Source organism: Leucobacter sp. UT-8R-CII-1-4, assembly GCF_030010235.1.
Lineage (GTDB): Bacteria > Actinomycetota > Actinomycetes > Actinomycetales > Microbacteriaceae > Leucobacter.
Genome location: NZ_JASCRS010000002.1, coordinates 1 through 14,285 on the forward strand (window position 1 = coordinate 1; position 14,285 = coordinate 14,285).

Consider the following 14,285-nt stretch of genomic DNA (forward strand, 5'->3'; position numbering starts at 1 on the left):
CCCCCGACACAAACCGTACATCGGCCTGACGTGTCACCACCACCGGAGCCAAACACGACGCCTCAAGTTTCGACTTCACAAGGTTCGCGAGGGCCACGTTATACGTCAACTCAGACGCCGGGCCGGGAGTTTCTGCCCAGCCATAATCATCATCTGGATCGAGCACGATACGCGGCCCAGGAGGCGGCACATATTTGATACCAATCACAATGAACTCAGAGAGGTGGTCTGATTCGGCACGCACCTTGCCGGTTGCTTCGTCGTAGTACGAGGGCAGCTCGACCCAGTCTTCTGCCGAGGACTCCCGGGTATACAGCTTCAGCGAAGTGAGTTCGATACCCGCGGCCGTCACTTCGTCTTCGTCGACGGCGAAACCGAGCGTGATACCCGGCGTCACCGAGGCCGCCTTTTCGACACCGTGTGGGTCTTTCTCGGTGACCACCTCGGCGGGGAATGCCGTCACTTCATTGCCGTCGGATGCCTGCGCGTCGATACTTATCGCGTCGCTGAAGGCGATGCCGTCAAGCTGAGCCTCGGCAGATACCGCAGCGTCAGGTGTCGCTTCGCTCAACGTCAGCTGCAACTCGTCGCTGATCTTGTAGCCAGAGAACTCGGCACTGACGCCAACACTTCCGGCCTCGATCTGGCCCCCGGTCACTGGCGTCAGTGTGGCTTCGGCAAACGTTTCAGGGGTGTCTGGCTGCTCGGTCTCACGCGCGTGTTCAGCAAGGGCACGCCCCTGGCCGTTTGCCAACGCCAAGACGAGCGACCGCGTTGACCGTCGCGCCGATGCCGTGTGCTGGCGCTGTTCCACCCGCCTCGGTTTCGCAGCGGCCTGCCTCGCCTCACGCACCACCCTCGCGGAACGACTCTGCGATGTTGCCTCCTGCAACGCCTGAGCATTCGGCGGGGCTGCCGTCACTGCCACAGCCGTCACAATGAGCAGGGTGAGCACTCTTGCGGCACACCCTGTAGCCACGACCGTACGCGACCTCACGAGACCGGCGTCGCAGACGTTGCGGTGGTCGCTTGCGGTGCTACCTGTTCGGGTGTTCCCGCCGCTGCTTCAGTTGCTGGGCTTGCTGCGGCAAGCTCAGAGATCCCGCGTCGCCACAACAACCAGCCACCCGTGCCAAGACCCGCTAACCCGAGCAGCAGCATGAGCCAAAACCACGGCTGACCCGTGAGTGCAAGCAGCGACGGATCAATCCGTTTCACACACGCCGCGAGCTGCGCCGCATCAGAAACCCCGCCACCGTCATAATCTTCAAACCCCGTCGCACAGCTACGCGTGCCACAGACCACAAACTCGACCCAATCAGCGACACCGTCACCATCAGCGTCTTCAAGACTGTTCGAACAAGCATCCGTGCCACACACCAGACGCTCGGCATAATCGGGAATCCCGTCACCATCACGGTCCTTTGTCGCGCTCGCACAACTGCGACTGCCACAAGACAGAATCTCAACCCAGTCGGCGATGCCATCGTTGTCGGCATCTTCAAGCCCCGTCGCGCAGGTCTTGCTACCGCAGATCGCAAGCTCAACGTCGTCGGGAATAGCATCGCCATCGGCGTCGGTAATATTGCCCGCTTGAGATGGTGAAGCAAGCGGCAGCAGTGCAGCTGGTGCCGCAGAGACAACCGAAATATTGTTCATAGGAACAACTTCGGCCTCAGATGCAGCAGAAGCAGAAGGAACAGCAATCAACGCCGCACCGCAGAACACTGCAACACAAAGCAGCACACCAAGCAGCATTTGGGCGCGCGCGGGCACAGCGAATCGACGTTGATACACGTGTCTGGTTCCTCGGTGGTGATGTGCATGGACGTGAAGACGTCCCCTTGCACTTCACAAAGCCAGATCCCACTGCGCTTCTATGCCGCCATCAGAAGCGACTGTAAACACTGCCCCAGACAAATTCAAAGCGCCGGAAACCAGACGTTATTTAGCTGTTACAAAGCGCAACTTTTTCAACCAATTAACCACTTCTGAACAGGAGTTTTATTCACCGCAAACACGCCAATTATGAGCCACTTCACCCACAGAAAACCAAAACATTTTGGATTCGCACAACAGTAAGCAAAAGCCATCCTTGGCAAAGCCCACGACCAGCCAACACGAACCGCGCACCAAACAAAACCGCACTCCGAACCAGGCCATTTGATCCAGCGTAAAAACAAAAGAGGGGCGGTGCATTCGCACCACCCCTCCTTTACGCGAGAACAGTATTACTGCGCAGCACGCTCGAGCACGAGCTCGCGCACGCGGGCGGCATCAGCCTGTCCGCGCATGGCCTTCATCACGGCACCGATCACCGCGCCGGCTGCTTGCACCTTACCGTCGCGAATCTTCTCAAGCACGTCTGGCTGCTGCGCGAGCGCAGCGTCAATCGCCTCGATCAGCGGGCCGTCGTCTGAAACGATCGCAAGGCCGCGGGCCTCAACAATCTCAGCGGCAGTACCCTCACCATCGATGACGCCCTGGAGCACCTGACGCGCGAGCTTGTCGTTCAGCGTGCCAGCGTCGACCAGCTCAACCACAGAGAGAATCTGCGCGGGAGTGATCAGCTCAGCAGGAACCGCATCGCGCTCGTTAGCGATACGGGCGATTTCACCGGTCCACCACTTACGGGCAGCCTGCGGCGCTACGCCAGCGGCAACGGTGGTCTCGATCTCGTTCACGAGACCAGCGTTCACCACGTCGCGGAACTCAAGCGGCGAGAAGCCCCACTCGCTCATCAGGCGACGACGACGAAGCGTAGGGTGCTCTGGCAGACCAGCGCGCAGCTCTTCAACCAGTTCACGCGAAGGTGTGAGCGGAGCCAAATCTGGCTCTGGGAAGTAACGGTAATCGTCAGCGTCGCTCTTCGGACGGCCCGGTGAAGTCTCACCGGTGTCTTCGTGCCAGTGACGAGTCTCCTGAGTAATCGAGCCGCCCTCAGCCAAGATCGCAGCCTGACGCTGAATCTCGAAACGAACCGCACGCTCAATAGAACGCAGCGAGTTCACGTTCTTCGTCTCAGTACGAGTGCCGAGCACGCTCATGCCGGCATCTTCGTTGCCGCGTGGGCGCAGCGAAACGTTCGCGTCACAGCGCAGGTTACCGCGCTCCATGCGTGCGTCAGAGATACCGAGCGCGGTGACAATCTCACGAATCGTCGCAACGTATGCCGCAGCGATTTCAGGAGTGTCGGCCTCGCCACCAAAGATTGGTCGGGTCACGATTTCAACGAGTGGCACACCCGCACGGTTGTAATCAACAAGCGAGTATTCAGCACCCTGAATACGACCAGTCGAGCCACCAACGTGGTTCAGCTTGCCAGCGTCTTCTTCCATGTGCGCGCGCTCGATTGGCACGTGCACCACACGACCTGACTCGAGCTCAATCTCGACCGATCCATCGTGCGCGATCGGATCATCAAACTGTGAGATCTGGTAGTTCTTCGCCATGTCTGGGTAGAAGTAGTTCTTGCGCGCGAAGCCAGAAACCTCTGCGATTTCGCAACCCAGCGCGAGACCAAGGCGAATCGAGTAACGCACTGCCTGATCGTTTACGACCGGAAGCGCTCCGGGCAACCCGAGGCAAACCGGAGTGAGGTTCGTGTTTGGCTCGCTACCGAACACGTTCGGCGCTGAGCTGAACATCTTGGTTTTGGTGTTGAGTTCAACGTGCACCTCAAGACCGATCACCGGTTCAAAAAGTTCGAGTGCTTTCTCAAACGACATCAACTTGGTTTTCGCCATTAGTTCGCCGCCTTTCGTGCGAGAGCATCTGCAAAGGAGGGCACCTGCGACCAGAACGGCTTGCCGTCACGCTCGGTGATCAGCTGTTCAATAGCTGCGCCAGCCTGGTAGAGGCGTGCGTCCTCGTATGCAGGCGCGAGCAGCTGCAAGCCAACTGGCAGGCCGTCTTCTGCTGCGGTGCCGATTGGCAAGCTGAGGCCAGGAATACCAGCGAGGTTCGCCGGAATTGTGGTGGCATCGTTCAGATAGTCCTGCATCGGGTCACTGCCATGAGTGCCGAGCTGCCAGGCCGTGGTTGGCGCGGTTGGCGAAGCGATCACGTCAACTTGAGCAAACGCTGCCGAGAAGTCACGCTGGATCAGCGTACGCACCTTCTGCGCGCTGCCGTAGTAGGCGTCATAGTAGCCAGCCGAAAGAGCGTAAGTGCCGAGAATAATACGACGCTTTACTTCTGCACCAAAACCAACCTCACGGGTCTGGCTCATCACGTTCTCGACCGTGCCGTTACCCTCTGGGGTGACACGCAGGCCGAAACGCACCGAGTCATATTTTGCGAGGTTACTCGATGCTTCTGCAGGCAGAATCAGGTAGTAAGCAGCAACAGCGTACTCAAAGTGCGGTGCGTCGATCTCAACGATTTCGGCGCCCTGCGCGGTAAGCAGCGCGAGCGACTCTTCGAAGCGGGCCTTGACCCCTGGCTGCACACCCTCAAGCATGAGCTGTTTCACGACGCCAACGCGCAGACCTTTGAGGCTGCCACCGGCAGCACCCGCACGGGCAGCAGCGGCCATTGACGGCCACTCGTGGCGCAGAGAGGTGGAGTCGTGATGGTCGTGACCTGCGATGACATCGTGCAGCAGCGCGGTATCGAGCACGGTACGAGCGACGGGGCCGACTTGGTCGAGCGAAGATGCGAGCGCAATCGCACCGTAGCGGCTCACACCACCGTACGTGGGCTTTGCACCGACGGTGCCGGTGAGGGCTGCTGGCTGTCGGATCGAGCCGCCGGTGTCGCTGCCGAGCGCGAGTGGCGCTTCGAATGCGGCCACAGCGGTTGCCGAGCCACCGCCCGAACCGCCCGGCACACGGTCGAGCGCCCAGGGGTTCAGGGTTGGGCCGTAGGCCGAATTCTCGGTCGAAGAGCCCATTGCGAACTCATCCATATTGGTCTTGCCAATGTTTACGAGTCCGGCTGCGCGCGCCTTGGCAACTACTGTCGCATCAAACGGCGACATGTAGCCCTCAAGAATCTTCGAACCCGAAGTCGACGGCATGTCGGTGGTAACCAGCACGTCTTTGACGGCGAGCGGCACACCGGCGAGCTCGCCGAGGTTCTCACCAGCCGCACGACGCTCGTCAATCTTGCGTGCTGCGTCGAGTGAGGCTTCAGCGTTTGTTACGAGGAAGGCGTTCAGTTCGCCGTCGACCTCGCTGATGCGATCAAGCTGGGCCTTGGCGGCGTCAACAGCCGAAACTTCGCCTGAGATGAGGGCCGCCGAGAGTTCGGCGGCGGTGAGCGTAATCAAGTCGTTGTTCGCGGTCATTACTGCTCCTCTCCAAGGATCGAAGAAACACGGAACATACCGTCGGCTACCTCTGGCGCGTTTTCAAGCGCCTGATCGAGGGTGAGCACGTCGGCAATCTCGTCGGGACGAGTGACGTTGTTGATCGGAAGGGGGTGGCTAGTGGCCGGGACGTCGTCGCTTGCCACCTCGCTGACCTTCGCAATATTGTGCAGGATCGAGTCGAGGTCACGACTCAGGGTCGTAATCTCGTCTGCGGTGAGGGCAATTCGGGCCAGATCGGCAAGATGTTCTACGGTTTCAACCGTGATCTCGCCGTTCGCTCCACTGGTTTCAGACATGCTGCTCCATCAAGAGTGATCGGATGAACCTGTCCATCTTATCGGGGCTGGCTCTGCCGCAGCTCCGCATTCACTGGTGCGAGCGGCCAAGCAACCCGGCAACACCAGCCCGCGCAGCGACCGAGACGCGCTCCCCTTCGTCAGTGCGCTCACCGTTTGCCTGCCAAAGCCCAGAGCAGGCACGGCGGTGGCTGCTGACAAGATGCACATCGGCGATACCAATGGCGGTCATCAGCGCGTAGGCAGTGGTCGGCCCCACAAAGGCGAAACCCTGTTTCTTCAGCGCTTTTGCGAGGGCAATTGATTCTGCCGAAGTCGCTGGAACCTCACCGTCGTGTGTGGGCGACGGCGAATGTTCAGGCATATACGACCAGACCAGATCGGCCACGTTGAAGCCGCGCTTGTGAAGATTCAAGATTGCATTCGCGTTGTTGATGGTTGCGATGATCTTCGCCCGATTTCGAATAATTCCTGCATCCGCGAGCAACCGTGCCACATCACTCTCGTCAAACGCTGCAACAGCGGCGATGTCAAAACCGGCGAAGGCCACTCGAAAGTTTTCTCGCTTACGCAGGATCGTGAGCCAAGACAAACCCGATTGAAAGGCTTCAAGGCTGAGCCTCTCAAAGACGCCGTTTTCGTCAAAAACCGGCATGCCCCACTCAGTGTCGTAGTAGTGCTTCAGATCGTCATGATCATTCGCCCAGTTTGAGCGAACCAGTTCGGCCTCGCTCATAGCGCGTCGGGGCCCTCGGTCACGAGCACGGCAAACTGGGCGGCGTCGAGCACAGGAATCCCGAGCTCTTCAGCCTTTGCGAGTTTTGACCCGGCACCAGGCCCAGCCGCCACAAAGTCGGTCTTTTTTGAGACGCTTGAGGCTGCCTTGCCACCTGCCTGAATAATCGCTTCTTTCGCACCGTCACGGGTAAACCCGTCAAGCGCGCCAGTAGCGACAATCGTGAGCCCCTCAAGCACGCCCCCCTCGACTGCAGCGGCCCCGGGGCCCGCGTGACCAGGAGTGGACCACTGCACACCAGCTGCGGCCCAGCGCTCAACAATTTCAAGGTGCCAATCAACCTCGAACCACTCGCTCAGCGCGCTCGCGATGGTAGGCCCAACGCCCTCAACAGCAGCGAGTTCTTCGGCGCTTGCCGCTCGAATGGCGTCGAGCGAACCGAACCAGTCGGCGAGCGCTCGGGCGGCAACGGGGCCAACATGGCGAATGTTTAGCGACACCAGCAGACGCCACAGCGGTTTCGTTTTCGCCTTCTCGAGTTCAGCGAGCAGCGTCTCGGCGTCTTTCGACGGTGACAACACCGGAACTTTGCTTATCTTCGCTTTGCGACGCTCGGCAGGGGTCATGCCTTCGGCCTCTGCCGGGTAGACGTGATCAATCTTCTGGAAGGGCGCACGGCGCACCAGCTCACCGGTGACCTGGTCAGTTTTTTGCTCGCCAGTCTCGGCGTCTCGCACAATCACCTTGATCGGCACGAGCTGTTCGAGGCTCAGTTCAAAGAGCCCAGCTTCGGTAGTCAGCGGTGGTTCTGCGGGATGTTCTGGCTGCGTTAGCGCAGCGGCCGTAATCTCGCCGAGGGCTTCCACGTCAAGGGCTCCGCGCGAGCCAATGTGTTCAACGCGGCCGCGAAGCTGAGCCGGGCATGAGCGCGCATTTGGGCAACGCAGATCAATGTCGCCCTCTTTCATCGAGCGCAGGATCGAGCCGCACTCTGGGCAGGCCTCAGGCATCTGCCATTCGTATTCGCTGCCGTCGCGCATCTCTGCGACTGCGCCCAGCACCTCGGGAATCACATCGCCAGCTTTTCGCAGCACGACAGTATCGCCGATCAGTACGCCCTTTGCCTTCACTACCTGCTGGTTGTGAAGTGTTGCCTGGCTCACTGTCGAACCAGCCACCTTGACCGGCTCCATAACCGCATAGGGAGTTGCCCGGCCAGTGCGGCCAATGCCGATACGAATATCGATCAGCTTGGTGTGTACTTCTTCTGGCGGGTACTTATAGGCGATCGCCCAGCGAGGGGCACGGCTAGTCTCACCCAGTTCGGCATGCAGATCGAGCTCGTCAATCTTGATCACAATGCCGTCGATTTCGTGTTCAAAGCTGTGTCGCTTTTCGCCGCTCTTCTGCACAAACTGCGCGACCTCTTCAGGAGTGTCGAGCACTCGCGCGTGCGGCGAAACAGGCAATCCCCACTCGCCAAGCAGGCTATAGGCATCACTCTGGTTCGTAAATGCCGGATGCTGCCAGGCGCCGATGCCATGCACATACACAGCGAGACGGCCGAGTCGCTCTGACATGAGTTCAAGCTCACGCTCGTTCTTTTTGTCTGCACGCTGCCTGAGGCTGCCTGCAGCGGTGTTTCGAGCATTCGCGAACTCTGGATAGCGCACAGTGATCTTGTCTGCGGCAATACCCTTTGCCAACTGTTCTGCTTCGTATTCGCGCTGCAGTTCGTGCTGGCGTTCGTTCAGCCAGGCAAAGTCCTCGCCGCCTAAGAAGACTTCTCCCCTGGCCTCAAAGAATTCAGGGATGCCCTCGCCGCTTAGTGTGCGCGGAATCGCGGGAATGAAGCGCAGATTCTCAGTGATATCTTCGCCAACGCGACCGTCGCCACGAGTAGTAGCGGTTTCAAGCACGCCGTTGCGATACGCAAGGCTAATCGCAAGACCATCAATTTTCAGTTCACTCAGCCAGTGCACTTCACGGCCAGCAGCGGCACGAGTTTTTGCCATCCACTCGTCAAGCTCTTCGAGGCTGAACACGTTGTCGAGGCTGAGCATACGTTCAGCGTGCTCGTGCTCTGGGAAACCAGCCGACACCACGGCAGCGCCAACCTCACGGGTTGGGCTATCTTGACCCGCAAGTTCTGGATACTCTCGCTCAATAGCTTCGAGGCGTCGAAAACGTTCGTCGTACTCAGCGTCAGAGACCAGGCTTACGCCCTCGGAGTGATAGGCCAGGCGAAATCGCTCGATTTCTTCGGCAAGGCGAGCCGCCTCGGCGCGGGCCGCGTCGAAATCATGAGTGGTGTGCGTCTCGTTTTCGTTCACACCACTGATTCTAGAACTTCACCACCGACATTCACGGAGGCGTCGCCTGAAAACGGCACAGCACGATCAATTGTGAACTGGCCAAGCACACGAGTTCCGATGTAGAGTACGGCGCTTTGCCCCGGCGCCACACCGATCAATGGCTCGGCGTGTTCAAGATCAATGTCAACCACAATCTCATGGGTAGCCTCTGCGCGGTGCAGCTCGGTGCGTTCTTCATCAAGAATTGGTCGCAACGTCGCGGTTGCCGGCACTGGATCAGCGTGCGCGCGGATCTGCACTTCACAGGCAAAGGTCTCAGCAAGATCAAATCCTGGCTCACCGGTCAGGCTGTAACGGCCACCTGCGATGCGTGAAATGGCCAGTTGATCCTTCGGACCAACAACTACCTGGTTCGAGACAGGACGAATCGAGAGCACGTAACGTGGCTTTCCGTCATCTGCCGGGTGGCCAATAGCAAGGCCGCGGCGCTGCCCAACAGTGTAGCCAAGCGCACCATCATGCTCGCCGAGCACCTTACCCGATTCGTCGACAATCTCGCCCGGCACCCGGTCGAGGCGCTCGTCGAGCCAGCCACGGGTATCGCCGTCAGGAATAAAGCAGATGTCATGGCTGTCGGGCTTCTGCGCGACCTGAATACCGCGCTCCGCTGCCTCGGCGCGAATCAGATCTTTCGACGGAGTATCGCCAAGCGGGAAGTAGCAGTGAGCCAGCTGCTCCGCGGTGAGCACACCGAGCACATATGACTGATCTTTTGCCCAAGCGCTTGCGCGATGCATCTCGCGCCCGTTTGGTCCGTCCACAACGGTGGCGTAGTGCCCGGTTGCGACGGCATCAAAACCAAGCGCAATCGCTTTATCAAGCAGGGCCGCAAATTTGATCTTCTCGTTGCATCGCAAGCACGGGTTGGGCGTGCGACCAGCCGCGTACTCGGAGATGAAGTCATCGACCACATCTTCTTTAAACCGCTCGCTGAAATCCCAAACGTAAAACGGAATATCCAGCAAACCGGCAACTCGGCGGGCGTCCATCGAATCTTCAATCGTGCAGCATCCGCGCGATCCAGTGCGAAGCGTGCCCGGCATGCGACTCAGCGCGAGGTGCACACCGACAACTTCGTGTCCAGCTTCGACGGCACGCGCTGCAGCCACGGCGCTATCCACGCCTCCGCTCATCGCGGCCAAAATCTTCATCCCGGTAGTCTACGACAGTCCGGCTGCACGAGCACGGTGTACCGCATCAGGAAGAGTTTCGAGCAGCGCATCAATCTCTGACTCATCAGTGTCTGCCGAAAGCGTGAACCTCAGCGAACCAATCGCTTCATCTTCGGGCACACCCATCGCGAGCAATACGTGCGAGACTTCCGCGACACCGGCTCGGCAGGCAGAGCCTACTGAGGCAGAGACCCCGGCAGCATCAAGCAAAAAGACCAATGAGTCGCCCTGGCAACCCGGAAAAGTGAAGTGTGCACTCCCGGCGAGTCGTGGGTCTTCATCAGCGATGCCGGGCTCGGCACCCCGCAACACGGCTTCGGGCACGCTGGATCGCACACCCGCAATAAGTTTGTCGCGCAGCGCGCGAAGCCGCGTGATCCTTCGCTGAAACTCTTCTGTCGAATCGCCATATGCGTGCCGCAAAGCCGCAGCAAAAGCGACCGCACCGGCAACATTCTGCGTGCCCGAACGTGAGCGCTGCTGACTTCCACCGTGCAAAATCGGGTCGATGGTGGCATTGCGCGCGATGAGCAATGCCCCTACGCCAACAGGCCCGCCAATTTTGTGGGCAGAGACCGAGAGCGCGGCGACACCGAGTTCACGAAAGTCGATCGACAATTGGCCAAGCGACGAGACCGCATCGATGTGCACGGGAACCCCCGCGGCTTTTGCGATGGCGGCCAGTTCGCGAGCGGGCTGCACCGAGCCAACCTCATTGTTTGCCAGCAAGAATGAGAGCAGCGCGATGTTCTCGGGCCCGAATTCTTCGAGAGCTTCGCTCAAGGTCGACGGTTGCAGCACCCCCTCGTGGTCGAGGGGCAACACCTGCAATTGGGCGCCCTGCGCGTCACGCAGCCATTCGGCCGCTTCGATCGTGGCGTGATGCTCCCCCGCAGCAATCAGCACTACTGGCTTTGGCACCGAGAGGCCAGAGCTGCCAGAGTTACCAGCACCGGCAGCCGATTTGGCAGCACGCTGAGCCGCCCAAAACAGGCCTTTGAGCGCCAGGTTGATCGACTCGGTGCCACCACCGGTCAGCGTCACCATTGCCGGGTCAGCGCCGAGAACCGCACCAATCGACTGGCGGGCAGCTTCTAGTTGCTCACTTGCTATCTGCCCATGAGCGTGCGTCGAAGCGGGGTTGCCAAGCTGCCGAAGCGCTTCGGTGTACGCCGAAAGCACGGCCTCCGGCATGGGTGAGGTCGCTGCGTGATCGAGGTAGGCTCTTGGCACGTGCTTTTTGCGTTGGATCGACTCAGTAGAGCATATTCGCGAGACGGGTGCGGGCAGCCGCCACCCGTGGATCGCTCTGGCCGACAACTTCGAAGAGCTCAAGTAGGCGCTCACGAATTTGGGTGCGATCTTCATCAATATCGCTTGCCGCGAAAAGCTCAAGCAGCCGCAAGAAAGCGTCTTCGATGTGACCGCCAGAGACGTCAAGGTCGGCAACCAGCATCTGCTCCGCAACACCCTGCGGTGCTGCCGCTGCCGCATCGCGAATCTCGCCAGCGCTCACGCCCTGCAATCGTTCAAGCAAACGCACCTGCACCAGAGCGGCGCGAGCTTCGTGATCGGCTGGGGCTTTCACCAGCACCTGCTCGTACGCCTGCACTGCTGCGCTGAAATCACCACGGTCAAGGGCTTCAAGAGCCTCTGCGTGTGCCGGATTCACCGGTGGCTCGACTGGGCCTTCGCTCACTGCACCAAGGTCTGGAGCGCTCACGCGACCGCTCACACCCTGCTGCTCTGCGAGCTGCAAAAGCTGCACAAAAAGCTCACGAATCTGCTCGTCGGCGGCTGGGCCTTGGAACAGTGGCACGGGACGCCCGCCAACAAGCGCAACAACGGTGGGCACGGCTTGGGCCTGGAACGCCTGCGCGAGACCCGGGTTGGCCGATACGTCGACAAAACCGAGCACCACTTTTCCGTCAAGACCGCGCACAGCGTTTTCAAGCACCGGTGCCAGCGCGTCACACGCGGCGTCTCCGTCGATGCGCAGCATCAGCACCACAGGTACTACGCCAGAGAGCTGGGCTGCCTGCTCGAAACTCTGATCGGTGACGTCAAAGACCGCAGCCGGCACATCGACAGTCTGACCGCCTGCCTGCGCGCCCGGCTGACCTACGGCTGTGTGACCTGCGGCCGACCCGCCTGCCTGCTGGGTACCGCGAGCGGCAAGGTGGCTGAGGTCTACGGCGCCGCCGCCCAAACGTGGAGGAATCTGTTGTGACATATTGGGCTCTCCCCTTAGCTATTGCTTGCGCTCACCAGGTCGCTCGTGTATCCGAGCAACTGAATCTTTTCACCCGAGCTTGCGGTTGGCACGAAGAACAACAGCTGATGGGCGACAACGCTCACAAGCTTGTCCTGCTGTCCTTCAAGACCACTCAGCGCCGTGAGGCTCTTCGGCACGGTTGGCCGCCAGCGGGTTCCCTCTGGTGGCGCTTCGACGCGGGTCTCAAGTACCGAAGTTGTCACGAGCGCGCCGCCGGTGCCGGTTGAGAGGCTGAGGATCGATCCCTCCTGCTGGGCTGCTGAGACAGAATAGTTGATCTGTTCACCGTTTGCTGCGGCCTTTTCAGCTGACTGTGCAGCCCAGGAGGCTCCGCTTCGCTCGATCAGGCTGTCACCCTCAAGGTTGAACTTTTCTGCCTCAGCCACACCGGCACCGCCAGCGAGCACTGCCGAATAGTCGACGCCCGTCTGTGCAGGGGTCAGTGCGAGGGTTGCGAGGTCATCTGCAAGCAGCGCGGCACCCTCTTCAGCAGGTGCGGCTTCTGGCATGGTGATTCCGCCGCGAAGAGCGATGGTGCGCGAAACAAGGAAGTTCTCATATTGATTCTCTTGAGTCATCACCAGTGCAAGTGACGGTGATTCTTTGCTCTCCGCGTCATTCTTTGCATCGTCGGTTGCAGCATCGTCCGCAGCCGCTTCGTCACCGCTAGTCGCAGTCTCAGAAGCAACCACTACGAAAATGGTGCGAGGCCAGCCCTCTGTACTCTGCACGATCTGGTAGCCAAGCTCCTGATCGGTGATACGTGGCACTACAACTTCGTAGTCAGGCACGGCCTTACGAATCGTGTAGTTGGCTTCACGCTCAGTTAGCGCCTCATCAGTAAATCGAGCCTCGAGCGGGCCAGCATCAAGGCTGTCATCGGCTTCGCCCGAAAGCGCTGCAATGTCTCCGAGGATCCGCGTGATCTGTGTCTGCGAAACAGGCACCGGCGCGCGCATTGACTTTGCGTCAGATTCAACCGGCGCATCAGCGACCTCTTCGCTTGCCGAGAAGTCTGGCCAGTAGTTCGCTGTACAACCGCTCAAGCCGAGCGCCGCAGTGACCACCAGAGCCGGAACTGCAAATGCGCGCTTCACGATTTTGCCCTTCTTTGGTGCCGCTACCCGCTTCATCGTGTTCTCGTCAGTTGCGGAGCCACTCTTAGGCTCACCGTGCTCGGTTGCACCCTCGGCAGAGGTTGCGCCCGCGTCAGGGGCGACTGCTTCGTCGCTCTCTGACGATTCAATACCCTTTGGCGTCGCATCGCCCTTCGAAGGCTTCACGTTCTTCGCTGCCGGCTGCTCGCCAGCCTTACTACCCGACTTTGAGAACACATTTCGAATGCCCTGCAACGGCCCCTTGCGGCCACGACGCGGGCCAAGCCCACGGCGGTCGTGATCCACCGCAAGCAGGTAAAGCACTGCGCCGAGCAGCGCAAACACGCCACCACCGACAAGCAGCGGACCAGCCCAAGGGGTGCGGCGATCCTGCACCCATTCAATCGAAACCTTTGGAGACTTTGAAGTTTCGGCAACCGAAACAATCACTGCCTGATCCGGGTCAAGCGACACCGGCATACGCACGGTCTGGGTCTTTGACTCAGAGTTCTCAGACTGCGAACCACGCTGATCCAGCCACAGGTCACTACCGAACGGCGAAGGAACCTCGATCTTCTCTTGGTCGTCGGCCTTGCTCAGCTCAGCGAATTCTGCGGCAGCCTCTGAGTTCGCAGGAATCTTCGTTGACTCAAGCGACTTCGACTTCGCGTTTGCGGTGACCTCAGCGTGTGGGAACGCTGCCGTCCAAGCTTCAATGTCACGCACATGGCCGGTCGCGACGAAAGGTTCGTCTCCCTCAACCACAACGTTTGCCTGACCCGTCAAAGTATCGAACTGATCCGCGTTAAACACGGCCAATCCATTCGGCGCATCAAACGTAGTTGAATAGGTCACCTTGTGAGGCCCAGCCAAAAAAGTGACCTGACCAATACCTAATACGAGCATGATGCCCGAAAGCACAAGCGCCGAAAATGCAAGCACAAACCGCACGGCAGCTTCCCCTCTGCTTTCAAAGTTTCAGCAGCCTCAAGAGATAAGACTGCACATTTCAGACCTCAA

10 protein-coding genes and 1 pseudogene are annotated in these 14,285 nt (G+C 59.7%); all 11 read right to left on the reverse strand.

What is annotated here, in order from left to right:
* A pseudogene (locus QBL02_RS04990) lies at window positions 1-979 on the reverse strand (hypothetical protein); the annotation flags it as partial.
* Between the two features lie 14 nt (window positions 980-993).
* Window positions 994-1,797: a hypothetical protein gene (locus QBL02_RS04995; RefSeq protein WP_282725288.1), complete on the reverse strand. Its 804-nt coding sequence runs from the start codon at window positions 1,795-1,797 to the stop codon at window positions 994-996.
* Window positions 1,798-2,231: 434 nt separating this feature from the next.
* Entirely contained in the window at window positions 2,232-3,746 is a 1,515-nt protein-coding gene (gene gatB / locus QBL02_RS05000) for an Asp-tRNA(Asn)/Glu-tRNA(Gln) amidotransferase subunit GatB (protein ID WP_282725289.1), read from the reverse strand.
* Window positions 3,746-5,290 carry an Asp-tRNA(Asn)/Glu-tRNA(Gln) amidotransferase subunit GatA gene (gene gatA / locus QBL02_RS05005; protein ID WP_282725290.1) on the reverse strand — a complete coding sequence of 515 codons (1,545 nt, stop codon included), beginning with the start codon at window positions 5,288-5,290 and terminating at the stop codon, window positions 3,746-3,748. Before gatA ends, gatB begins: the two co-directional genes overlap by 1 nt.
* The gene (gatC, locus tag QBL02_RS05010; protein WP_282725291.1) at window positions 5,290-5,610 is read right to left on the reverse strand and encodes an Asp-tRNA(Asn)/Glu-tRNA(Gln) amidotransferase subunit GatC; all 321 of its coding nucleotides are present in this window, start codon (window positions 5,608-5,610) and stop codon (window positions 5,290-5,292) included. The genes gatA and gatC overlap by 1 nt, the downstream gene beginning before the upstream one ends.
* Window positions 5,611-5,680: 70 nt before the next feature.
* Window positions 5,681-6,346 carry a DNA-3-methyladenine glycosylase I gene (locus QBL02_RS05015; RefSeq protein WP_282725292.1) on the reverse strand — a complete coding sequence of 222 codons (666 nt, stop codon included), beginning with the start codon at window positions 6,344-6,346 and terminating at the stop codon, window positions 5,681-5,683.
* Window positions 6,343-8,679 carry an NAD-dependent DNA ligase LigA gene (ligA, locus tag QBL02_RS05020; RefSeq protein WP_282725293.1) on the reverse strand — a complete coding sequence of 779 codons (2,337 nt, stop codon included), beginning with the start codon at window positions 8,677-8,679 and terminating at the stop codon, window positions 6,343-6,345. Before ligA ends, QBL02_RS05015 begins: the two co-directional genes overlap by 4 nt.
* On the reverse strand, window positions 8,676-9,872 hold the full coding sequence (gene mnmA, locus QBL02_RS05025; RefSeq protein ID WP_282725294.1) for a tRNA 2-thiouridine(34) synthase MnmA: 1,197 nt from the start codon (window positions 9,870-9,872) through the stop codon (window positions 8,676-8,678). The genes ligA and mnmA overlap by 4 nt, the downstream gene beginning before the upstream one ends.
* Window positions 9,873-9,881: 9 nt before the next feature.
* Window positions 9,882-11,126: a cysteine desulfurase family protein gene (locus QBL02_RS05030; RefSeq protein WP_282725295.1), complete on the reverse strand. Its 1,245-nt coding sequence runs from the start codon at window positions 11,124-11,126 to the stop codon at window positions 9,882-9,884.
* 22 nt (window positions 11,127-11,148) lie between these two features.
* Window positions 11,149-12,126 carry a tetratricopeptide repeat protein gene (locus QBL02_RS05035; protein WP_282725296.1) on the reverse strand — a complete coding sequence of 326 codons (978 nt, stop codon included), beginning with the start codon at window positions 12,124-12,126 and terminating at the stop codon, window positions 11,149-11,151.
* Window positions 12,127-12,140: 14 nt separating this feature from the next.
* Window positions 12,141-14,216 (reverse strand): glycosyltransferase, encoded by a 2,076-nt coding sequence (locus QBL02_RS05040; RefSeq protein WP_282725297.1) that lies wholly within the window; start codon window positions 14,214-14,216, stop codon window positions 12,141-12,143.
* Window positions 14,217-14,285: the final 69 nt, after the last annotated feature.